We start from the raw sequence: 21,156 nt of genomic DNA on the forward strand, positions 1-21,156 counted from the left end.
TCGCTCCCCCACCGAGGCCGCGACGTCCGGCACCGCCTTCCTCCTAGCGCTGCTCGGCTCCGAGGACGCTCTCACCCGCGGGCGGGCGGTCCGCTTCGGGGGCCCGGCCGCCACCCCGCCTACGCCGTGGCCCGGCAGTCTTGGAGGAGGACACGCCGGGCCGTCGACGACGGGGGGCGGCAACCGTGGTCAGGTCTCCGTACCCAGCCAGGTCTTCCGTACGGAGCGGAGCGGGTCGCGCTCCGTGCGGGACTCGGTGTTCCAGATGCGTGTCTCGCGCCGCTCCGTGGAGTAGGGGGGGGCCAGTCAGCGCCGGGGTCGAGGTCGCGGACGAAGGCGACCCAGGCCGTGTGCACGGCGTCGGCGAGGTGCTGGGGGGCGCCTCCCCCAACGCCTTGTCGACCCCTTCGGCGCCCAGAAGGTCGAAGGCGAAGGGTAGGTCGATGCAGTGGCGGGCAAGGCCCTCGAACGCGGGTGCGATCACGGTCCAATCGAACTGGTAGATCCACGTGGGGAGATCGCGGCTCGCACGGGACTCGGCGAGGGCAAGGACGGGTGCGCGGAAGATCTCGTCGGTGAGGGTCCGACCGGTCTCGCCCTCCGCGACTGCGTTGAACTCGTGCGCAGTGCAGCCGGTCATCAGCGGGATGTCCTGGCCCGCCGCACCGACGATGAGTGCGTCCGGTACGGGTTCGGGGATCAGCGCTCCGTCGGCGAAGGGGGCGAGAACCAACATCGGAAGGGCATCGCGATCGGAACCGGGGGCGTGCAGCTCGTCCTGGAGGGCGAGGATCTCTTCGTCCGTCAGGCCCCGGAGCGCCGCGGCCGTGGCGGGCACTCCGGTGCGCGCGGTGAAGAACTCGGAGACGGTCGCCGCGAACTCGGGGCCCTGCGGCCGCATGACCGCGCCCGAAGCCGAGATCGCTGCCCGGAACAGGCCTGCCGCGGCCGGCGTGGCCAGGAGTGTCTGGACCGCACCGCCGCCTGCCGACTGCCCGGCGACGGTCACCTTGTCCGGGTCCCCGCCGAAGGCGGCGATGTTCTCCCGCACCCACCGCAGGGCAGCGATCCAGTCGAGCACCCCGCGGTTGTCGGGCGAGTCCTCCAAATGCAGGAAGCCCTCGATGCCGAGCCGGTAGCCGAGTGGTACCAGGACCACTCCGTCGCGGTTGAAGGCGGTGCCGTCGTACCAGGGGCTGGCCGAGCAGCCCGCGACGAAGCCGCCGCCGTGGATCCGCACCAGGACGGGGAGGCCGGCCTGCCCGGCGGCGCCGACCGGGGTGAACACATTGAGGTTCAGGGTGGATTCGCCGGGTACGCAGGGCTCGGGGATGGTGGTTGTCTCGGCGAACGGACGGCGCTGCGCGGTGGGTCCGTACACGCGGGCGTCGAGGACCTCGGCCCACGGTTCCGGGGGGACGGGCGCGGCGAAGCGCAACGGTCCGATCGGCGGCCGGGCGTAGGGAATGCCGAGGAAGCGGACGCCTGTCCCGGTCCGTTCGCCACGCACCGGTCCGTGGCTGGTGCGGATGATGTCTTCCGTCATGCGGGTCCCCTCCGAGGGGGTCGGTCAGTGGGCGAAGCACTTGGTGCGCGATGCGGTGGCGGGTACGCGATAGTGGCGGGTACGCGCCGGGACCTTCGCGTCCTCGGCCGTGCGTCCGGCGGTGACGGATGCGACGGCGATACACCCATCGTGGAACAGCGCCGTGGCGTCGGCGCCGAAGCGCGTGACACCGAAGCCGAGTCCGGTGCAGTCGGCGGCGTAAGCGGCCTTCCCGCGGTGACGCGTACCGAAGATCACGCAGAAGCCGGTGCTCGTGTCGCCCCAGGGTGAGATGAGAGGACCCATGAAGCGGCTCCTTCGGATTACGGAGGAACGAGCCTCCCAAGTACCACTATCAGACCGTTTGGGGAATATGACGTCAATGGTGTTGTCATAAGAGATCGACCGGCCCCCATCGATGAAGGGGCGGTAGCGCCGCACGACCACCCCGAGGACCGTCCTTGACGATCAGTCGCTCCGACAGCACGGCACCCCGCGGCCGCATGCGCCCCGCCACTCCGCGGAAGCCCCTCACTGAACGCACCTTACGACAACAGCATTGACATGAAGACGGAAACCTCGGTTGCATGACCGTTCGACGCACCCTCCCTCCCGCCTCGGAGCACCTCATGGCCAAACCCGATCTGATCTTCACCCGTGGCCCCATCCACACCGGCGATCCCGCGCGCACCCGGGCGAGCAGCCTGGCCGTCACCGGGGAGCGCATCACCGCCGTCGGCCATGACGAAGTGCGTGAACTGATCGGCCCGGACACCGAAGTCATCGACCTCCAGGACAAGTTGCTCCTCCCCGGTTTCCAGGACTCCCACATCCACGCCGTGTTCGGCGGGAGGGAACTGGCCGAGTGCGATCTGACCGGCACGGTGGGCGTCGAGGACTACCTCACCCGCATACGCTCCTACGCCGACGCACACCCGGACCACTCGTGGATCACGGGCGGCGGCTGGTCCATGGAGAGCTTCGACGGCGGACTGCCCACCCGGCAACTCCTCGACTCGGTGATCCCGGACCGCCCCGTCCTTCTGACCAACCGCGACCACCACGGCGCCTGGGCCAACACCCGTGCGCTCGAACTGGCCGGTGTCACAAGGGAATCCGCCGATCCTTCCGACGGCCGGATCGAGCGCGAGCCGGACGGCACCCCGAGCGGAATGCTGCAGGAGGGCGCCACTGCCCTGGTCTCCCGGATCGTGCCGCCGAGCACGCCGGCGGACCGCCTCGCCGGTCTGCTGCGGGCCCAGAAACTGCTGCATTCCCTCGGCGTCACCGGCTGGCAGGACGCCCTGCTGGGGGTGTTCGGCGGCAATCCGGACCCGTCCGACGCCTATCTGACGGCCGCCCGTGAAGGCACGCTCACCGCCCGGGTGACCGGGGCGCTGTGGTGGGACCGCGAGCGGGGGGCCGAGCAGATCCCCGAACTGCTGTCCCAGCGGCAGAAGTTGAGCCACGGACGGTTCCGGGCCCGTGCGGTGAAGATCATGCAGGACGGCATCGCCGAGAACTTCACGGCGGCCATGACCACCCCCTACCTCGACGGCTGCGGCTGTGCCACCGCCAACTCGGGTCTGAGCTTCGTCGACCCCGTCGCCCTTCGCTCGTACGTCACCGAGCTCGACGCCCACGACTTCCAGGTCCACTTCCACGCGCTCGGCGACCGGGCGGTGCGCGAGGCCCTGGACGCGGTCGAGGCAGCCGTCGAGGCCCATGGGCGGCGTGGCAACCGCCACCATCTCGCCCACCTCCAGGTGGTCCACCCCGACGATCTGACTCGCTTCGCACGGCTCGGCGCCATCGCCAACATCCAGCCGCTCTGGGCCGCACACGAACCCCAGATGGACGAGCTGACGATCCCCTTCCTCGGACCCGAACGGGCTTCCTGGCAGTACCCGTTCGGCTCCCTCCTGCGCGCTGGAGCCACCCTGGCCGCAGGCAGCGACTGGCCCGTGAGCAGCCCCGATCCGATCGCCGGAATCCATGTCGCGGTGAACCGGACGGAGCCGGGGGCCACCGACGGGCGGGTCTTCCTCCCGGAGCAGCGCCTCGACCTCGCCACCGCGGTCGCCGCCTACACCGCCGGCTCGGCGCATGTGAACGGGCACGACGACACCGGCAGTCTGCTCCCGGGCAACCTGGCCGACCTGGTGGTGCTGGACCGGGACATCTTCACGCTGCCCCCGGAGGAGATCGCCGAGGCCCGGGTCCTGCGCACCTACGTGGGCGGCACGCTGGTGCACTCCGCCTGAGGACGGCTCAGGACGGCCGTCGCGAGGACTCCCGGACCAGCAGGCGCGTCGGCACGAGCACGCCCGAGAGCCCTTCGTCGCCGTTCTCCAGGGCGGCGACGAGGAGTTCGATCCCGGCCTCGGCGACCTTCCGGGGCTGAAGGCTCAGCGTCGAGATCGGAGGTTCGGTGTGCTCGGCCGTGTCGTCCTCGCTCACGCACACCACGAGAAGGTCGCCGGGTACGTCGTAGCCGTGGCGGCGTGCCGCCTCCAGGACGAGCGGCGGGCTCAGCTCCGCCACCACGAAGAGGGCGTCGGGCCGCTCGGCAGCGGTCAGCGCGCTGTCCACGGCCCGGACCACGGGGCCGTTGCCGGCGTCGGCGGCGAAGGTCACCCGGGCCGTGTGGCCGCGTGCGGCACACCAGCCCCGGTAGGCGGCCAGAACCCCCCGGTGGAAGCGGGTGGTGCTGTCGGGCAGCACGAGCGCCGTCCGCCGCGCACCCTGCGATCCCAGATGCTCCAGGGTTCCGCGGACCGCCTCCTCGGCATCGACGTCCACCCAGTGCGCTCCAGGTCTGCCGTCCACCGATCCGTCGCTGAAGACGGGGATACGGGCGGCAAGCAGATCCTCCACCACCCGGTCGTCGGCAACCGGATCGGCGACTATCACCGCTTCGAGCGGCAGGTCGGCCCACTCGCTGTGCAGCGATCCCGCGGGCAGCATGACCAGTGCGTATCCGCGTTTGAGCGCCGAGGCCGCCGTGGCGCTGGTCAGCTGGGCGAAGTACGGCGAATCCAGATACGTCCACGGGGTCCCTGCGAACTCCCCCACGACGTACCCGATCAGCCGGGCCCGCCCCGCACGTAGCTGCCGGGCGGTGGCGTTGGGCCGGTATCCCATCCTGCGCGCGGTCTCCCTGGCCTTCTCCCGCACGGCCGGGGAGAGCCGTCCCGTGCCGTTGAGAGCCGCCGAGACGGTGGTCTTGGAGAGGCCCGCCTCGCGGGCGACATCGACGAGACGGACGCGGGGCGGCGCAGTCCGCGGAGTGTGGCCACCGTGTCGGGGAGCTGAGGTCATGCACTGATGCTGCCACCCTCGCGACCTCAGCAAAACCGTTCCCGCAAAGTCTTGCGCGGGAACGTTCCCGCATCAATACTCGCTCCATCTCCCAGCGCCCGTCACTACACCCGTAAAGGGGTGGGTCTCCTTGCGCATGTCCAGAGCCACCGCGCTGCTCGTCTGTTCCGCCGTCGCCGCGGCCGCCACCGCCGGCTGTTCCGGAGCGACCGGGTCCCGGCCCGGCGGCGGCGCTCCCGCCTACACCGTCACCCCCAACTCCCCGGCAGCGAAGGGCTCCCTCGACTCCTTCACCTGGTCGCTGTACGCCGAGCCCTACACGCTCGACTACGCCCTCGCCTACGACTACCCGCCGAACACCGTGCTCGCCAACGTGTGCGAGCAGCTGCTGCGGGTCACGCCCGACATGAAGATCGAACCCGGGCTGGCCGTGAAGTACACGAACCCGGACCCGAAGACCTGGGTGTACACCCTTCGACCGGGTGTGAAGTTCCACGACGGATCGACCATGGCGGCGGACGACGTGGTCGCCTCCCTCAAGCGCCACATGGATCCGGCCACCGGCTCCCCGTGGGGCTCGTCCTTCAAGAACGTCGTCTCCATCAAGAAGAGCGGCCCGCTGGAGGTGACGATCCGGCTCAGCAAGCCCGACGTGCTCCTGAACGAACTCATGGCGGCCTCCCCCGGCACCGTCGAGAGCGCCGCCTTCCTGGCCGAGGCGGGCAAGGACTACGGCGGTCCCAAGGGCAAGGTCGACTGTACCGGCCCCTACTCGCTCGACAGTTGGGCCCAGGGCGACAGCCTCACCCTGAAGAAGAACAACGCTTACTGGGACCGGTCGCTGACTCCCGAGACCGACACCGTGAAGTTCACCTTCATCGAGGACCCGTCCGCCCGTACCAACGCCTTCCTGTCCGGCACGGCCGACGGCGGATACCTCGTTCCCTCCTCCTCTCTCGCCCAACTGCGCGCCAGTTCCAAGGGCAAGGTGTACTTCGGCCCCAACACGGCGGCCGCCGATCTCGCCGTGCTCGACCTCAAGGGCCCGCTCGGAGACCTCAAGGTCCGTCAGGCCCTCTCCATGGCCCTCGACCGCAGGAACATCATCAAGGCTGCCGCCGGCGGCATCGGCGTTCCCGCGAAGGCGCCCGCCGCGCGCGGCGCGTGGGCGCTGGCGCCCGAGAAGGCCGACGACTACTTCAAGGCGCTGCCCGAGCCCGTGTACGACGTGGCCGGTGCGAAGAAGCTGATCACCGAGGCCGGTGCCACGGGGCGCAGGGTCACCGTCGTCACCAGTTCGCTCGCACCGGAGATCAGCGTCGTGGCCAATGCCGTCCAGGCGGCCGGCAAGAAGATCGGCCTCGACGTCCAGCTGAAGGCCGTTGCCCCGGAGGCGTACACGAGCGTCTTCGTCGACCCCGGCGCCCGTAAGGGACTGGACCTCGTCATCACCAACGGGTACGACAACACGCCCGACCCGCTGGAGTTCTACCAGTCCCTGCGCACGGGCGACTTCGGTAACTACGGCAACTGGTCCGACGCCGAGTTCGACGCCCTCTTCGACAAGGCGAACGCGGAGCCCGATGCGGCGCGCCGCGCGGAGCTGACCGCCGAACTCCAGCGCATCGCCGTGCGCGAGCTCCCGATCATCCCGCTGTACGAAGCCCCTTGCTCGGTCTTCCTGGGCAGCCGGGTGACGGGCGCGCCGACCGGCATCGCCCAGCTGTACTACCCGTGGGCCGCGACGATCGGGGCCGCGCAGTAATGACGCGTTATCTGATGAGCCGTCTGTTCGGCCTGACAGCGGTGCTGCTCGTCACCTCCTTCATCGTCTTCGGCACCGTGCATCTCGCGCCGGGCGACCCGGTGACCTTCCTGCTCCACGGCCGCCCCGCGACCCCGGACGCGGTCGCGGCGCTGCGCGCGCAGTACCACTTGGACGACCCGCTGCCGGTCCAGTACGCGAAGTGGCTCGGTGGCGTCCTGCACGGCGACTTCGGCCGCTCCACCCAGTTCCACCAGGATGCCGGCTCCCTCATCGCCTCCCGTCTGCCGGGTACCGCGCTGCTCGTCGGCTACGCTGCACTGTTGGTCGCAGTCCTCGGCGTGACGGGCGGCATCATGGCCGCGCTGCGCCCCGGGGCCGTGGACCGCGCAGTGCTCCTCGGCACCGGCGTCGCCACGGCCACTCCCTCGTTCGTCAGCGCCATCGCGCTCGTCTCGCTCTTCTCCGTCCAGCTGGGCTGGTTTCCCGGGCCCGGTGGCACCCCCGAGGGCCTCGGCGACCGCCTCCACCATCTGACGCTGCCCGCCTTCGCCCTGGCGATCACGTTCGCCGGACTGCTGGCCCGGGTCACCCGGTCGGCGATGCTCGACGAACTCGGGCGCGATCACGTCGAGGTGGCGCGCGCCCGCGGTGTCGCGAGAGGCGCCGTGGTCCGTCGGCATGTGCTGCGCAACGCGCTGGGCCCCATCGTCACCGTCGGCGGCACCATGCTCGCCGGCCTGCTGATCAGTACCTCGATCGTCGAAACCGCCTTCAACGTGTCCGGTATCGGCTCCCTGCTGGTGCAGGCGGTGACGGCCAAGGACTTCGCCGTCGTTCAGGCGATCACCCTGCTCAGCGTGGCGGCGTTCGTCGTCGTCAACCTGATCGTCGACCTGCTCGTGCCGGTCGTCGATCCCCGGCTGTCCCTCTACGGGGAGGCTTCCCGATGACCGCCACCGTCTCCACCGCGTCCCCCTCCCCGGGTGCGCTGCGCCGCCGCCGGGGCCTGCGCGGACTGCGGATTCTCGGCCAGGGCCCACTGTTCACGGCGGGCATCGCCGTACTCGCGGTGCTCGTCGTGATCGCCGTCCTCGCCCCCGTGATCGCACCGTACGACCCCGACGCGCTCGACCTGTCGGCGAGCCTGACGGGCACCAGCGGTGACCATCTCCTCGGTACCGACCAGTCGGGGCGGGACATCCTGTCGAGACTCATCCACGGCGCGCGGACAGGCCTGCTCGGGCCGCTCCTCGTGGTCGGCGTCTCGACCCTCCAGGGCACGCTCATCGGCATGGTCGCCGCCTGGCGCGGTGGCTGGGCCGATGCCCTGCTGTCCCGGTCGATGGACCTGGCCTTCGCGATCCCCGGACTGCTGCTGGCCATCCTGCTGGTGGCTGTCCTCGGCTCGGGCATGGCCGCGCCCGTGATCGCCATGGCGGTGGCCTACACCCCGTACGTCGGACGCCTGGTCCGAGGTATCGCCCGCCAGGAGAAGGCTCGCGCCTACATCGAGTCGTACCGCGTGCAGGGCTGGTCGGGCTGGACGATCTGCCTGCGTCATCTGCTGCCGAACATCGCACCGACCGTGTTCGCGCAGTCCGCGATGAACTTCGGCTACGTACTGATGGACCTTGCCGCACTGTCCTTCCTCGGGTTCGGAGTTCAGCCGCCCACGGCCGACTGGGGAGCCATGATCAACGAAGGCCAGTCGGCGATCCAGCAGGGGGCCATGCTGCCCGCGCTCGCGCCGTCCGCGTGCATCGTCCTCGCCGTGGTCGCCTTCGGCATCGTCGGCGAAGGGCTCGCCGACCGAATCGCGAAGCGGGAGCGGTGAGTGCCATGACCGAGTATGAGACCCCCGCGCTGGAGATCGACGGGCTCGGCGTCCGCCTGCCCGGCGAGCAGGCGGCCCGGCCCATCCTCGACGGCGTCACACTGCGGGTCGACGCCGGCGAGACCGTGGGCCTGGTCGGCGAGTCCGGCTCGGGCAAGTCGGTCGCGTGCCGCAGTGTGCTCGGGCTGCTACCGCCTCGGGCGCTGACGAGTGGTGAGGTGCGGGTCGCGGGCCGCGACGTCCTGTCCATGAACCGTGCCGAACTGGCCGGGCTGCGTGCCGGACAGGTCGCGATGATCTTCCAGGACCCGCGCGCGTCAGTGAACCCGCTGCGCCGCGTGGGCGACTTCCTCACCGAGGGACTGCGCGGTGCGGGCACGCCCGCCGCCGTGGCCGAGAAGCGGGCCGAGGAACTCCTCGACGCGGTGGGCCTCCGCGATCCGCGGGGCGCGCTGCGCCGCTACCCGCACCAGTTCTCCGGCGGGATGCTCCAGCGTGTGGTCATCGCGGCCGCCCTCGCTGGAGAACCCGCGCTGCTGGTCGCCGACGAGCCGACCACCGCCCTCGACGTCACCACCCAGGCGGAGATCATCGCCATCCTCACGCGCCTCCAGGCCGCGCGTGGCACCGGAATGCTCTTCGTCACCCACGACCTCGAACTGGCCTCGGCGATCTGCGATCGCGTGTATGTCATGTACGCGGGCCGGATCGTCGAAACCAGCGGCACCGACGCGCTGTTCGACCGTCCACGCCACCCGTACACGGCGGGACTCCTCGCCTGCACGCCCCGTATCGAGGCCGGAGCCGCCGCCCCACGCCCCATCCCGGGCCGGCCCGTCTCCCTCGCCGAGGCCCCACCAGGGTGCGCCTTCGCAGCACGCTGCGCCCATGCGCAGCCGCGCTGTTGCGAGGAGACACCCGAACTTGCGCACAACGGCGACGGACTCACCGCGTGCCACCGCGCCGACGAAGGGATCGAACTGTGACCGCGGCGACGGAGGAACTCGTCGTTCAGAGGCTGCGCAAGCGATACGGAGACCACACGGCGGTGGAGGACGTGTCCTTCACCCTGTCGCCGGGCTCCTCTCTCGGCATCGTCGGCGAATCCGGCAGCGGCAAGACCACGACGGTTCGGATGCTCGTCGGCCTGGAGCGCCCCGACGGCGGCACCATCCGCGTCGGCGGACGTGACCGCTCGACGCCCGCCCGGGGCAGAGCCGAGCGACTCGCCCGCGCCCGCGAGATCCAGATGGTCTTCCAGGATCCGTACCTGTCCCTCGATCCGCGGGTGACCGTGGGCCGGTGCGTCGAGGAGGTCCTGCGTCTCCACTTCCCGATGGAGACGACGGCCCGGCGGGAACGCGTCGCCGAGCTCCTCGACCAGGTCGGCCTCGGGGAACGGGAGGCGGCCGCCCTGCCCGGCAAGCTGTCCGGCGGCCAGCGCCAGCGCGTGGCGATCGCCCGCGCGCTGGCCGCCGAACCGCGCGTCCTCGTCCTCGACGAGGCCGTGGCGGCCTTGGACGTGTCCATTCAGGCGCAGGTCCTCGAACTCCTCGACACCATCCGGCGCGAGGTCGGCATCGGCTTCCTCTTCGTCACTCATGACCTCGCCGTCGTCCGGCACATCACCGACAAGGTGATGGTCCTCAAGGAGGGACAGGTGGTGGAGGCGGGCCCCACGGCCGAGATCCTGGACGCGCCTCACCACCCCTACACGCGCCTCCTGCTCAGCTCCGTCCCCCGACGCGGCTGGAACCCCGCCGACGCCGCGGCCGCCCGACGCGCCCTCGGCTGACCCACCCGGTGGATGTCCGGAGTGACGTCCCGGGCCCTGCGGCACTTCGGCAACGCAAAAGGGACCGGGCCGGCCTGCCCGGGGTGCCTCTGCGGCAAGGAACCTCGACATCCACACATCGTCACCGTGTACAACTTCGGGTCCGGCCTGCACACTGGGCAGCCCTTGATCCGTCTCGTCATGGTGTCCCCGGTACAAGGCAGCGATCCGGCAGCTTGCAAACAGAGCCATCCTCTTACGGCCTGATCCGCTCGCTGTCGTGCACCAGGCCGTCATCCGTTCACTGTCCTCTGGAGGACGCAGTGAGACGAACACTGTTCCCGGCACTGCTGTCAGGGGCGCTGCTCCTCGGTGCGCTCGGAACCGCCACGGCGGCTGCTTCCACGAGCACGCTGCCCACGACCCGCATGGCGGCCGCGGACAGCGCGGACAGCCTGGCCCATGCGTGGACCGCACCCCTGAGTACCCGTGGCCGGTACGTCGTCGACGCCTCCGGCAACCGCTTCAAGCTCAAGTCCGCGAACTGGCAGGGCGCACAGGGGTCCTGGAACGGGTCCGGAGACATCAACGACCCGGCGAACCATCATGACGGCGAGAAGGCCGACCAGATGCCGCTCGGTCTGGATCGCGCGCCGCTCCAGGCGATCCTCGCCGATTTCCACGAGCTGGGCATCAACAGCATCCGCCTGCCGTTCTCGAACGAGATGCTGCACGATCAGCGGCCGGTCTCCGACGCCTCGGTCGCCGCCAATCCACCACTGCGGGGCAAGACCCCGCTCCAGGTCTTCGACGCCGTCATCGCCGCCACGACGGCTGAGGGCTTCGCAGTGGTCCTCAACAACCACACCAATACCTCGCGCTTCTGCTGCGGCCTGGACGGCAACGAGCGCTGGAACACGAGTCAGTCCACCGCGCAGTGGGAGAACGACTGGATCGCCCTCGCCCGCCGCTACAAGGACAACAAGCGCGTCGTCGGAGCCGACCTCTACAACGAGGTGCGCCGTACCGTCACCGACGACGCCAACTGGAACAGGGGCGACGACCACGACTGGTGGACCGCCTCCCAACGCCTCGGTGACCGGCTCCTGACCGAGGCCAACCCCGACCTGCTCGTGATCGTCGAAGGTATCAACTGGCAGGGCGTCCCCCTCGACGGGTTCCCTCATGGGCGCCCCACGCTGGAGCCGGTACGTACCGTGTCGCACACCCTGGTGGCTTCGAACAAGCTCGTGTACTCGGCGCATTTCTACGGGTACACGGGTCCCAACCACACCGGCGCCACCGGGCTCGGCGAGACCCACGATCCGCGCTATCAGGAGTTGTCCCGCGAAGAACTGTTCGCGACGCTGGACCGCCAGGCATTCTTCGTCGCCGGTGAGACCGACCGTCACTTCACCGCGCCGGTGTGGATCAGCGAGTTCGGTATCGGCAGTGACGAGAAGAATCCGCAGGCTCGCGCGTGGTTCGGCGAATTCGTGGACTATTTGATCGACAGGGACGCCGACTTCGCCTACTGGCCGCTGGTCGGATGGACCGGACACGGTACCTGGTCGATCCTGAACTACGACGCGCAGGGGCGCCGGTCGGGGATTCCCGGCGGCAGCGACTGGCGCGCGCCGGACTGGAACCGCCTCGTCGGCGCGGCGCAGAAGAGCGGCCCGGTCGCAGTCGCCGATACATGGGACATGCTCAACCTCGATCACGCGGACGCGGTCCAGTCACTCCGGACCCGGGCCCGGGGAGACTGGGATCCGGGAGCCCGTAAGGGAGTGTGCCCCGACGGCCGACGTCTCGCCGGTCTGGCCCACCGGGATGGGCGGGGGCTGTGCACCGACGCCGGAATTCCCCTGACGGTCCCTGCCGGTGCGCAGTCGACCGTGGTGCGCGACGAGAGCAATGTCGAGCAGGGAGACTGGGCCGGCGGATACACCAAGTACCAGTGCGGAGCAAACCAGTTCATCTCCGGCTACAGCCTGCGAGGGCAGGAGGTGTCGGCGGTGCTGTGCACTCCCTCGGACCGCCCACTCGGGACGAACGGCCGGACCGTCTGGTTCGACCGTGGAGACAACCGGCCTGCCGGAGAGCCGGGCGGCGAGTTCGCCCTGGGCAACTTCAAGGGCCAGTGCCGCACCGATGAGTACGTGGCGGGTGTCGCCTTCACCGGCGCCTGGGCCAAGGGGAAGACCCCGGACGCCCTTCTGTGCCGAACAGCTTGAGAGGTGAGGCTCTCGATCACGGAGTGGGCAGGCCGCGGATGTGCGAACCACGAGCGACGCGCGTTCGTGCGTGGAGGTCGACGGCGCCCCGCGGGTGCGGAACCAGGGCAGCGATCTGTCCCACACCCACCTGGCGGGCGGAGAATCCAAAATCCATTGGACACGTTTTCGGCCGGCAGCGTAAGCGCCGTTCGGGGCGAGCCGATGCGCACCGGCCACGTCCACGGCATCGTCTTCGACCGCTCCTCCCTTCTGGCGGCCCCCGAGGTAGTACTGCCGAGTGCGGCTTCCTGCGCGACATCGTGGTGGACCGGCCGGATTCGGCGCAGTCGCCTCGCCCGGCCGACGAGGAGGGAGGCCGGCCTTGACGGAGACCGCGAACCAACGGCCCACGGGTAACGACGAAGGCTCTGGCAGCCCCGCGGCGTGCAAGTCCCCGCAGGCCTACTGGGAACCGCTGTGGACAGAGGGACGCCGATACCGGCAGCTCGACAACGCCGAGACCCAGCTGCTGGCCGAGCACCTCGGCCCGGGCCGGGGGCGCCCCGCCCTCGACATCGGCAGCGGGGAAGGCACCCTGGCCCGTCACCTCCACCACAGCCTCGGCCACCGCACCACCGGCATCGACTGCTCCCCCAGCGCCATCGCACTCGCCGCGGCCCAGGACACCGGGCCCGGCCCCTGTCCGGCCTGGCGGTGCATGGACATCACCGCCGATGACCCCGGTTCTTGCCCGACCCGGCGTACGCGGTCGTCACCTGCCGCCTGGTCTACCGATGGATCGCCGACCAGCCCGCCTTCGTCCACCGCGCCCGCCGCCTCCTGGCCCCCGGCGGGATCTGGGTCGTCGCCGAAATCGCCGGCCGCCGCGAGGACACCAGCCCCCTCCAGCACCTCGGAATCACCGCCGCCCAGGCCGAGACCCTCACCGCGGGCTGGTCCGTCGTCCGAACCGCCGACCTCGATGTCCTGCGCTGCTACACCCTCCGCCCCTGACCGTCCGCTCCCTGTCGTTTCAAGTCCCTGATCAGTGATCGTCCGTGCGTCGGATCCACTGACCGGGCGCGCCGAGCGTGCTGGCAGACTGCCTGGTCATGAGCGGACATGAAATTGGCCGGTGTGGCGTCGACGTCGGCGTGACTCTCGGGTTGCTGGCTGCGTGGGCAGTGCATGACGCGGAGGAAGTGGTCCTGGTGCCACGCTGGACGCGTGACCGGGTGCCCGAACTGCGGCGACAATTTCCTCAGGTTCCGGATCGGATATGGCGGCGTCTGGAGTCCACTGATGCACGCGAGTTCGCGACCGCTGTCGCCGGCATGGCCTTCGTGGTTGCCGCGGCGGCTGCCGACGGGCACCGCACCGGCGGGCGCTCCGCCTTCTACCAGGGGGCCCTCAACGGTTTCGGGCTGCACGGCCTGGTGCATATGGCACAGGCCGCGGCGGTCCGCGGATACACACCGGGTTCCGTCACCTCACCGTTGGTGGTCATTCCCTTCACGCTGTGGGCCCGCCGTCGACTGCGGCGGGCCGGGGTGCTGCGTCCCGCGCGCCCGCGCGATGCCGTGCAGGGCCTCGCACTTGCCGCAACAGCCACGGTCGGGGCACATCTGATGGCGCGACGGGTCGTCCGCCGGTGCCGAACACCGTCTCGAACTTGAACACCGATCGGGGATTCGTCGAAGGCGGCCACGGCCTTCACCTGGTCCCGCGCTCTGACCAAAGGTACGCCTGACCAGTATGAAGGCCGTGGGAACCGAGGTCCCAGCGGCTTCCGGTCCAGTTCGCCCCGTCCCTCAGGCACCGCGCCGAGACTCGCGCGGTCCCAGCGTCGGCACCCGTGCCGTCCGCCGCCGGTTCCGGCCGCCGCTCCCGCCGGGCGCGGTCCGGGGTCCGTAACCGCACTCCCACGCCGGAGTGGATGATTCGGGAGGCACTGAAGCGAGCAGGCGAGAACCATGGACTCCACTGCGCGAACCATCACGCCACCATCCGCACGATCCTTCCGTCCGCACGGGCGCGTACCGACCGGCAGGAGGCGCGGCCTGCGCCGGTACGCCCTCGTCCCGGTGGCGGTCGTGTCCTTCACCGTGGGCGCCGCCGGCTGCAACGACGGCGCCTCCCCGTCGACCGAACCCGCCGGATCGAGCAGGTCGGCCCGCGACAGCACCGCCCCGGACGCGCCCATCGCCCCCGGCGAGCCCGCTCCCGCCGAAACCACCACGCCGAGCGCCTCGGCCGCCACGTCCGCCCCGCCCCCAAGCAGCGGTCCGGGGCGCTGCACGGCCGAGGCACTGACCATGAGCCTCAAGCAGGGTGACGCGGGCGCGGGCCAGATCCACTACCGGCTCACGCTGGTGAACAGGTCCTCCGGCTCCTGCACCCTCACCGGCTTCCCCGGGGTCTCCCTGATCAGGCGCGACGGCAGCGTGATCGGCGAATCCGCCGAACGGGAGGGTGCCGCCGGCCGGGTCACCGTCATCGGGGCCGGAGACTCGGCCGAAGTCACCCTGCACACCCTCAACCGCGGGATCAAGGGCTCGGAGTGCTGGGAACGACCCGACTACCTCCGGGTCTACCCGCCCGGTTCCCGGGAAGCCCTGACCCTGCGCACCTCCCAACCCCTCGTCTGCGGCGGCCTCTTCAGGACGACAGCGGTGAGCGGCTGACGAAAGGGCGACCGGCCGGGGTGGCGACATCGCGACGCCCTCTCGGCCGACGCCGCGGCCACCGGCCGCGACGGCATCGCGGGATCCGAGGGTCCACCGCTGCGCGAGGCGAACCCTTCGGCACGCCGGGTCGGGCTGCGCCCCGGTCCCTTCGCGGCCACGTCGGGATCGGCGCCGCCCGATCTCACTCTGCGGTCCAATTTGACATTAGCTCGCCTTATGGAGGATAAAGAGGATCCTTTGGGTTGAAGTTCACGCAGCGTGACATTCGTGGCGTGGCTGCCGACGAACGTCTATGTGAATGAGTAATGCCGTGTCCCACGCCGCCGCAGTCCCTGACCAGCCGACCGACCCCGCCGCGGACTGGGAGGCGTGGCGCGCCGAGCGGCGGCGCTCCGTCACCTCGGCCACCGGGAATCTCGCCCTCGTCGAGACCCGCTGGGCCCCGGCCGGCGAGCGCCCCGACCTCGACGCGGCACGTGCGGGACAGCCGGATTCCGTGACCGTCACCACAGTCGAGCGCACCGACTTCGTCACCGGCCGGCCCGAGTACGGTCTCCGCTTCTGGGACGCACAGTCCCCCGCGATCCAGAACTTCGACAGCACCGATGTCTTCCCGTACGACCCGGCCTGGGTGCTGGAGGCCTCGTACACCCCGGTGCCAGGTGCCAGGCGGGTCGGATTCGAGCACATCCGGGACAACGGCGGCACCCGGGATCTCGTCGTGCCGGGAGACATCGAGCTCACCCTGGACGGCCGGGACTACACACTGAGCGCCTTCGACGACGCCGGCACCCTGCTGCTCGTCTTCGGTGACCCCACCAACGGCGACATCACCTACGGTGCCGGGCGCTTCCTCTTCGTCACCCGCACCGGTGGGGGCCGCGTCCTGCTCGACTTCAACCGTGCCTTCGTGCCGCCCTGCGGATTCTCCGACCAGTACAACTGTCCGATGCCGCCGCGGCAGAACCGTTTCCACCTGTCGGTCGAGGCCGGAGAGAAGCGCCCCGTCTTCCGCGACGGCTTCGCCGCGCAGCACTGATCGATTCCGCACTCCCCCGCCTCGTAGCACGAAAGCGCGTACTCCTCATGAGCATCAAGAAGACCTCCCTGTACGGCGGAGCCACCGCCGCCGCCCTCGCCCTGACCCTCACGGCCTGCGGCGGAGGCTCCCACACGGGCGGCGCCGCCACCGGGGCGCACGACAAGAACGCCACGATCAACATCGGTTCGCTCTACGAGCCGCAGAACCTCGACAACACCGCGGGCGGCGGCCAGGGCGTCACCGAGGCGCTCAACGGAAATGTGTACGAAGGGCTGTTCAAGCTCACCGACGGCGGCAAGGTCGAGAATCTGCTCGCCCAGGACTACAAGGTCAGCGGCGACGGGCTCACGTACACCTTCACCCTGCACGACGGTGTGAAGTTCCACAGCGGCAAGAAGCTCACCAGCCAGGACGTCAAGTACAGCCTGGAGAAGGTGATCGCGAAGGACTCGCAGTCCGCGCGCAAGAGCAATCTTGAGGTCATCAAGTCCGTCGATACTCCCGATGCGCGCACGGTGAAGGTCCAGCTGTCGAAGAAGTCGATCTCCTTCGTCTACAACCTCTCCTACGTCTGGATCATCAACTCCGAGGCGAAGGGCCTCAAGACGACCGAGGACGGCACCGGCCCGTACAGGCTCAACAAGTGGACTCGCGGTTCCGCACTCAGCCTCGACCGGTTCGCCGGCTACTGGGGTGACGCCGCCGCCAACAAGCAGGTCGTCTTCCACTACTACAAGGACGCGACCGCTCTGAACAACGCGCTCCTGACCAACGCCGTGGATGTCGTCACGAGCGAGCAGTCGCCCGATGCCCTCGACCAGTTCAAGAGCAACCAGAACTACAAGGTCAACGACGGCGACTCGACGACCAAGCTGCTGCTCGCCTTCAACGACAGGGCCAAGCCGTTCACGGACGTCAAGGTCCGCCAGGCCGTCTCCTCGGCCATCGACGACAAGAAGCTGCTGGAGTCCGTCTGGGGCGGCTACGGCAAGCCCATCGGCTCCATGGTGCCGCCCACCGACCCGTGGTACGAGGACCTCACCGGGGTCAACGCCTACGACACCGCGCGGGCCAAGAAGCTGCTCGCCGAGGCGGGATACGCGAAGGGCTTCTCCTTCACGCTCGACACCCCGAACTACGACCCGCACCCCACCGCGGCGACCTTCATCAAGTCGCAGCTCGCCAAGGTCGGCATCACCGTCAAGATCAACACGATCACTCCGGACGAGTGGTACACGAAGGTCTACAAGAACCACGACTTCACGGCCACGCTCCAGGAGCACGTCAACGACCGCGACCTGGTCTGGTACGGCAACCCCGATTTCTACTGGGGCTACGACAACAAGCAGGTCACCCGGTGGGTCGAGGAGGCCGAGCAGGCGTCCACCACCGCTGAGCAGACCGAACTCCTGAAGAAGGTCAACCGCAAGACCGCCGAGGACGCGGCCAGCGACTGGCTGTACCTGTACCCGCAGATCGTCGTGGCCAACAGCAAGCTGTCCGGCTACCCGGTCAACGGTCTCAACTCCCAGTTCTTCGCCTACGACATCAAGAAGGGCTGATGGGCCGGTACCTCCTGCGCCGCCTCGCCTTCCTGCTGGTTTCGCTGGCGCTCGCGAGCGTGGTCCTGTTCGTGCTGCTGCGGATGCTTCCGGGCGACCCCGCGAACGCGCTCACCTCGGTGGGCGCCAGTCCCGAGCAGATCGCGGCGGCACGGCACTCCATCGGCTCCGACAAGCCGCTGCCCGAGCAGTTCATCCACTGGATCGGGCAGTTGGCGAGCGGTGACCTCGGTACGTCGTTCGTCAGCTCGCTGCCGGTCGGGCCCGAGATCAGCTCCCGGCTGAACGTCACCGTCCCGCTCACACTGGCCGCGTTCGCCCTGGCGGTGCTCATCGCCGTTCCGGTGGGCTTCGTGGCCGCACACCGACGCCGGACCTGGTACGGCGCCCTGCTCAATGGAGTGTCCCAACTGGGCATCGCCGTACCCGTGTTCTGGCTCGGCATGATCCTCATAGCCGTCTTCGCCCTGAACGCCGGCTGGCTTCCCGCAGGCGGCTTCCCGCAGGACGGCTGGGCGCAGCCGGCCGAGGCGATCCGCTCGCTCACCCTGCCCGTCGTCACCATCGCCCTCGTGATGAGCGCCTCCCTGATCCGCTACGTCAGGTCGGCCGCACTCGACGTACTGGGCAGCGACTATCTGCGTACCGCACGAGCCATGGGCTCGTCGTTCGGCCGGGCCATGTGGCGGCACGGGCTGCGCAACGCCTCCGTACCGGTGATCTCGATCCTCGGCATCGAGCTGGCGTCCACGCTGCTGGGCGCGGTCGTCGTGGAGTCCGTGTATGCGCTGCCGGGTCTCGGCTCGCTGCTCGCGACCGGCATAGCGCAACACGACTATCCGGTGGTCCAGGGTGTGCTGTTCGTCTCCACGCTCGCGGTACTGATCATCGGCTTCGCGGCCGACTTCACACAGCGAATCATCGATCCGCGGCTGCGCGGCAGGCTCTCGGGAGGTGCCCGATGAAGCGGTCGGCGAAGCGTTCGTACACATTGACCATCGGATGCGTCCTGGCCGGTCTGATCGCCGCCCTCGCGCTGGTCTCGCTCTTCTGGCTTCCGTACGCCGCCGACGACACGTCCGGCGGACGGCTCACGGGCCCCGGTGCGGGCCATCTGCTCGGCACCGACAAGCTCGGCCGCGATCTGCTCACCCAGCTGATGACCGGCTCACGTATCGCCTTCGAAGCGGGCCTGGGATCGGTCCTCATCGCGGCCACCCTCGGTGGCGCGTTGGGTGTGCTCGCGGCGTTCGCGCAGGGATGGCTCGACGATACGCTCTCCGCGTTCCTCGACATCCTGATCGCCTTCCCGACGCTGCTGCTGGCGATGCTCATCGTCGCCGCCCGTTCGGCCACCCTGGGGTCCGCCGTGCTGGCGATCGGCCTCGCCCAGAGTGCGGTCGTGGCACGGCTGGTGCGGATCCTGGTCAAGCGGGTCCTGGCTCAGGACTACATCACGGCCGCGCGCACGTCGGGCACGTCGTGGGTGCGGATCGTGGCCGGGCACGTACTGCCCAACATCTGGCCGACGCTCGTGGTGAACCTGGCCCTCCAGTTCGGGCTCGCCGTGCTGGCCGAGGCCGGCCTGTCCTACCTCGGGCTGGGAGCGCCGCCGCCCAACGCCTCGTGGGGCCGCATGCTCCAGGAGGCACAGGCCACCTTCACCACGGCCCCGGCAGGCGCGCTGGCCCCCGGCATCCTTCTCGTCCTGCTCGTCATCGGCGTGAACCTCGTCGCCGACGGACTGCGCGACACCCTCGACCCTGCGACCCGGCGGAGGCGCGCATGAACGTCCTCGACGTACGCGACCTCACGATCCGTGCGGCCGACGGGCGCACCCTGGTCGAAGGTCTCTCGCTGACCATGGCCCCCGGTGAACGCCTGGGCCTCATCGGTGAGTCGGGCTCCGGGAAATCGCTGACCACGCTCGCCGTGCTCGGCCTGCTGCCCGACGGCATGACGGTCACGGGCAGCGCGGAACTCGTCGGCACCCAGATCGTGGGCGCGAGCGAGAAACAGCTCACTGGTGTACGGGGCCGGGACGCCGCCATCGTCTTCCAGGAGCCACTCACCGCACTCGATCCGCTGATGCGCGTCGGCAGGCAGATCGCCGAACCGCTGGCCAGAAGGCGAGGGCTGAAGGGCGCCGAGCTGAAGCGGGCTGTCGCGCAGGCGCTGGAGCAGGTGCGGCTGCCCGAGCCCGACCGCATCGCCCGCGCGTTCCCGCACGAGATCTCCGGCGGACAGAGGCAGCGCATCGCACTCGCCATGGCACTGGCGTGCGACCCGAAGCTGCTCATCGCGGACGAGCCGACCACCGCTCTCGACGTCACCGTGCAGTCCGACATGCTCGACCTGCTCGACACCCTCGTACAGGAACGCGGCATGGCCGTCCTCTTCGTCAGCCACGACCTCGCGGTCGTCTCGAAGGTCACCGATCGCGTCCTGGTCATGAAGGACGGTCGCGCCGTCGAGGAGGGCGACGTCCGCGAGATCGTACGTACCCCGCGCGAGGAGTACACCAAGGCGCTGGTGGAGAGCGCGCGGCAGCTGGAATCAGCTCTGGACCTGAGGAGTGCGCGATGACGCCGGTACTGCAGCTGAACGGAGCCTCCTTCAGCTACCGAGGGCACACCGCGCCCGTCGTCGAGGACATCTCCCTCGCCGTCGAGACCGGGCAGAGCCTCGCGCTCGTCGGCGAGTCGGGCGCCGGCAAGACGACTCTGCTGCGGCTGCTGCTCGGGCTCGCCCGAGCAACCTCCGGCACCGTCCGGTTCGACGGCGAGGAGCTGAAACCGCGCGACAGCGAGCAGATGCGGCGGTTCAGGCGCAGTGTGCAGTGCGTCTTCCAGGACCCGTACTCGTCGCTGGACCCGCGTCAGCGCGTCGGCAGCATCGTGTCCGAACCGCTCCGTTCCCTCGGTATCGACAGCCGGGTCACCGCCGTTCCCAAGGTGGCCGACGCCCTGGAGCGGGTCGGGCTCCCGGCCGACACGGCGGAGCGCTATCCGCACGAGTTCTCCGGCGGCCAGCGCCAGCGCATCGCGATCGCCCGCGCGACCGTGTGCGACCCCCGAGTGCTGCTCGCCGACGAGCCCGTCAGCGCTCTCGACGTCACCACACGTGTCAAGGTCGTCGAGCTGCTCAACGAGTTGAAGCAGGAGCAGGGCCTGACTCTCGTCATGGTCTCCCACGACTTGTCGGTGGTCGCCTCGTTGTGCGAACGCACCGCCGTTCTGGAGCGCGGTCACATCGTCGAACAGGGCAGTACCGCACAGGTGCTGGGCACTCCCGCGCACCCGTACACGCGTCGCCTCGTCGAAAGCGTGCCGCGACTGCCCGCTTGACCGGTCGGTCCGCGCCCGCGCGCTCCACGCAGCCGACCGCAGATCCGCTTCACTCT

At 69.7% G+C, this 21,156-nt stretch carries 19 protein-coding genes and 1 pseudogene; 17 read left to right on the forward strand and 3 right to left on the reverse strand.

Annotated elements, in window-relative coordinates:
* Positions 1-43: 43 nt before the first annotated feature.
* Both ACIOHC_RS34775 and ACIOHC_RS34780 read right to left on the reverse strand, forming a co-directional pair.
* Positions 44-1,546 carry a carboxylesterase/lipase family protein gene (locus tag ACIOHC_RS34775; protein WP_401845414.1) on the reverse strand — a complete coding sequence of 501 codons (1,503 nt, stop codon included), beginning with the start codon at positions 1,544-1,546 and terminating at the stop codon, positions 44-46.
* A gap of 24 nt (positions 1,547-1,570) precedes the next feature.
* Entirely contained in the window at positions 1,571-1,852 is a 282-nt protein-coding gene (locus ACIOHC_RS34780) for a hypothetical protein (RefSeq protein WP_351074209.1), read from the reverse strand.
* A 323-nt stretch (positions 1,853-2,175) separates the two neighbouring features.
* Here ACIOHC_RS34780 and ACIOHC_RS34785 point away from each other — a divergent pair, with 323 nt between their 5' ends.
* Positions 2,176-3,810: an amidohydrolase gene (locus ACIOHC_RS34785; protein WP_351074207.1), complete on the forward strand. Its 1,635-nt coding sequence runs from the start codon at positions 2,176-2,178 to the stop codon at positions 3,808-3,810.
* 7 nt (positions 3,811-3,817) lie between these two features.
* On the opposite strand, the gene ACIOHC_RS34790 is transcribed toward ACIOHC_RS34785, so the two are convergent.
* Positions 3,818-4,867 (reverse strand): LacI family DNA-binding transcriptional regulator, encoded by a 1,050-nt coding sequence (locus ACIOHC_RS34790; RefSeq protein ID WP_351074180.1) that lies wholly within the window; start codon positions 4,865-4,867, stop codon positions 3,818-3,820.
* Between the two features lie 136 nt (positions 4,868-5,003).
* Here ACIOHC_RS34790 and ACIOHC_RS34795 point away from each other — a divergent pair, with 136 nt between their 5' ends.
* The 16 genes and pseudogenes from ACIOHC_RS34795 (at position 5,004) to ACIOHC_RS34870 (ending at position 21,100) form a co-directional block, all read left to right on the forward strand.
* Positions 5,004-6,632: an ABC transporter substrate-binding protein gene (locus ACIOHC_RS34795; protein ID WP_401845446.1), complete on the forward strand. Its 1,629-nt coding sequence runs from the start codon at positions 5,004-5,006 to the stop codon at positions 6,630-6,632.
* A complete protein-coding gene (locus ACIOHC_RS34800) occupies positions 6,632-7,585 on the forward strand; it encodes an ABC transporter permease (protein WP_365691304.1) in 954 nt (317 codons plus the stop codon). Before ACIOHC_RS34795 ends, ACIOHC_RS34800 begins: the two co-directional genes overlap by 1 nt.
* Entirely contained in the window at positions 7,582-8,469 is an 888-nt protein-coding gene (locus ACIOHC_RS34805; RefSeq protein WP_351074178.1) for an ABC transporter permease, read from the forward strand. Before ACIOHC_RS34800 ends, ACIOHC_RS34805 begins: the two co-directional genes overlap by 4 nt.
* Before the next feature lie 5 nt (positions 8,470-8,474).
* Positions 8,475-9,455 carry an ABC transporter ATP-binding protein gene (locus ACIOHC_RS34810; protein ID WP_365691305.1) on the forward strand — a complete coding sequence of 327 codons (981 nt, stop codon included), beginning with the start codon at positions 8,475-8,477 and terminating at the stop codon, positions 9,453-9,455.
* Positions 9,452-10,264, forward strand: coding sequence for an ATP-binding cassette domain-containing protein (locus ACIOHC_RS34815; RefSeq protein WP_365691306.1), 813 nt, complete (start codon positions 9,452-9,454; stop codon positions 10,262-10,264). Before ACIOHC_RS34810 ends, ACIOHC_RS34815 begins: the two co-directional genes overlap by 4 nt.
* A 302-nt stretch (positions 10,265-10,566) precedes the next feature.
* The gene (locus ACIOHC_RS34820) at positions 10,567-12,480 is read left to right on the forward strand and encodes a glycoside hydrolase family 5 protein (RefSeq protein ID WP_401845418.1); all 1,914 of its coding nucleotides are present in this window, start codon (positions 10,567-10,569) and stop codon (positions 12,478-12,480) included.
* Between the two features lie 280 nt (positions 12,481-12,760).
* Positions 12,761-13,135, forward strand: a pseudogene (locus tag ACIOHC_RS34825) (SAM-dependent methyltransferase); the annotation flags it as partial.
* Between the two features lie 74 nt (positions 13,136-13,209).
* The gene (locus ACIOHC_RS34830) at positions 13,210-13,476 is read left to right on the forward strand and encodes a hypothetical protein (protein ID WP_401845449.1); all 267 of its coding nucleotides are present in this window, start codon (positions 13,210-13,212) and stop codon (positions 13,474-13,476) included.
* A 98-nt stretch (positions 13,477-13,574) separates the two neighbouring features.
* Positions 13,575-14,138 carry an HXXEE domain-containing protein gene (locus ACIOHC_RS34835; RefSeq protein WP_351074174.1) on the forward strand — a complete coding sequence of 188 codons (564 nt, stop codon included), beginning with the start codon at positions 13,575-13,577 and terminating at the stop codon, positions 14,136-14,138.
* A 297-nt stretch (positions 14,139-14,435) separates the two neighbouring features.
* Positions 14,436-15,146 carry a DUF4232 domain-containing protein gene (locus tag ACIOHC_RS34840; protein WP_401845420.1) on the forward strand — a complete coding sequence of 237 codons (711 nt, stop codon included), beginning with the start codon at positions 14,436-14,438 and terminating at the stop codon, positions 15,144-15,146.
* Positions 15,147-15,447: 301 nt separating this feature from the next.
* On the forward strand, positions 15,448-16,188 hold the full coding sequence (locus ACIOHC_RS34845; RefSeq protein WP_365691311.1) for a DUF1684 domain-containing protein: 741 nt from the start codon (positions 15,448-15,450) through the stop codon (positions 16,186-16,188).
* A gap of 47 nt (positions 16,189-16,235) precedes the next feature.
* Complete coding sequence (locus tag ACIOHC_RS34850) at positions 16,236-17,753, forward strand: ABC transporter substrate-binding protein (protein WP_351074171.1); 1,518 nt, start codon at positions 16,236-16,238, stop codon at positions 17,751-17,753.
* Positions 17,753-18,718 carry an ABC transporter permease gene (locus ACIOHC_RS34855; protein ID WP_351074170.1) on the forward strand — a complete coding sequence of 322 codons (966 nt, stop codon included), beginning with the start codon at positions 17,753-17,755 and terminating at the stop codon, positions 18,716-18,718. Before ACIOHC_RS34850 ends, ACIOHC_RS34855 begins: the two co-directional genes overlap by 1 nt.
* Positions 18,715-19,542 carry an ABC transporter permease gene (locus tag ACIOHC_RS34860; RefSeq protein WP_351074169.1) on the forward strand — a complete coding sequence of 276 codons (828 nt, stop codon included), beginning with the start codon at positions 18,715-18,717 and terminating at the stop codon, positions 19,540-19,542. The genes ACIOHC_RS34855 and ACIOHC_RS34860 overlap by 4 nt, the downstream gene beginning before the upstream one ends.
* Complete coding sequence (locus tag ACIOHC_RS34865; protein WP_351074168.1) at positions 19,539-20,339, forward strand: ABC transporter ATP-binding protein; 801 nt, start codon at positions 19,539-19,541, stop codon at positions 20,337-20,339. The genes ACIOHC_RS34860 and ACIOHC_RS34865 overlap by 4 nt, the downstream gene beginning before the upstream one ends.
* Complete coding sequence (locus tag ACIOHC_RS34870) at positions 20,336-21,100, forward strand: ATP-binding cassette domain-containing protein (protein ID WP_351074167.1); 765 nt, start codon at positions 20,336-20,338, stop codon at positions 21,098-21,100. Before ACIOHC_RS34865 ends, ACIOHC_RS34870 begins: the two co-directional genes overlap by 4 nt.
* The last annotated feature ends 56 nt before the right edge of the window (positions 21,101-21,156 follow it).

This window comes from Streptomyces sp. NPDC088252 (genome assembly GCF_044740965.1).
Taxonomy (GTDB): domain Bacteria; phylum Actinomycetota; class Actinomycetes; order Streptomycetales; family Streptomycetaceae; genus Streptomyces.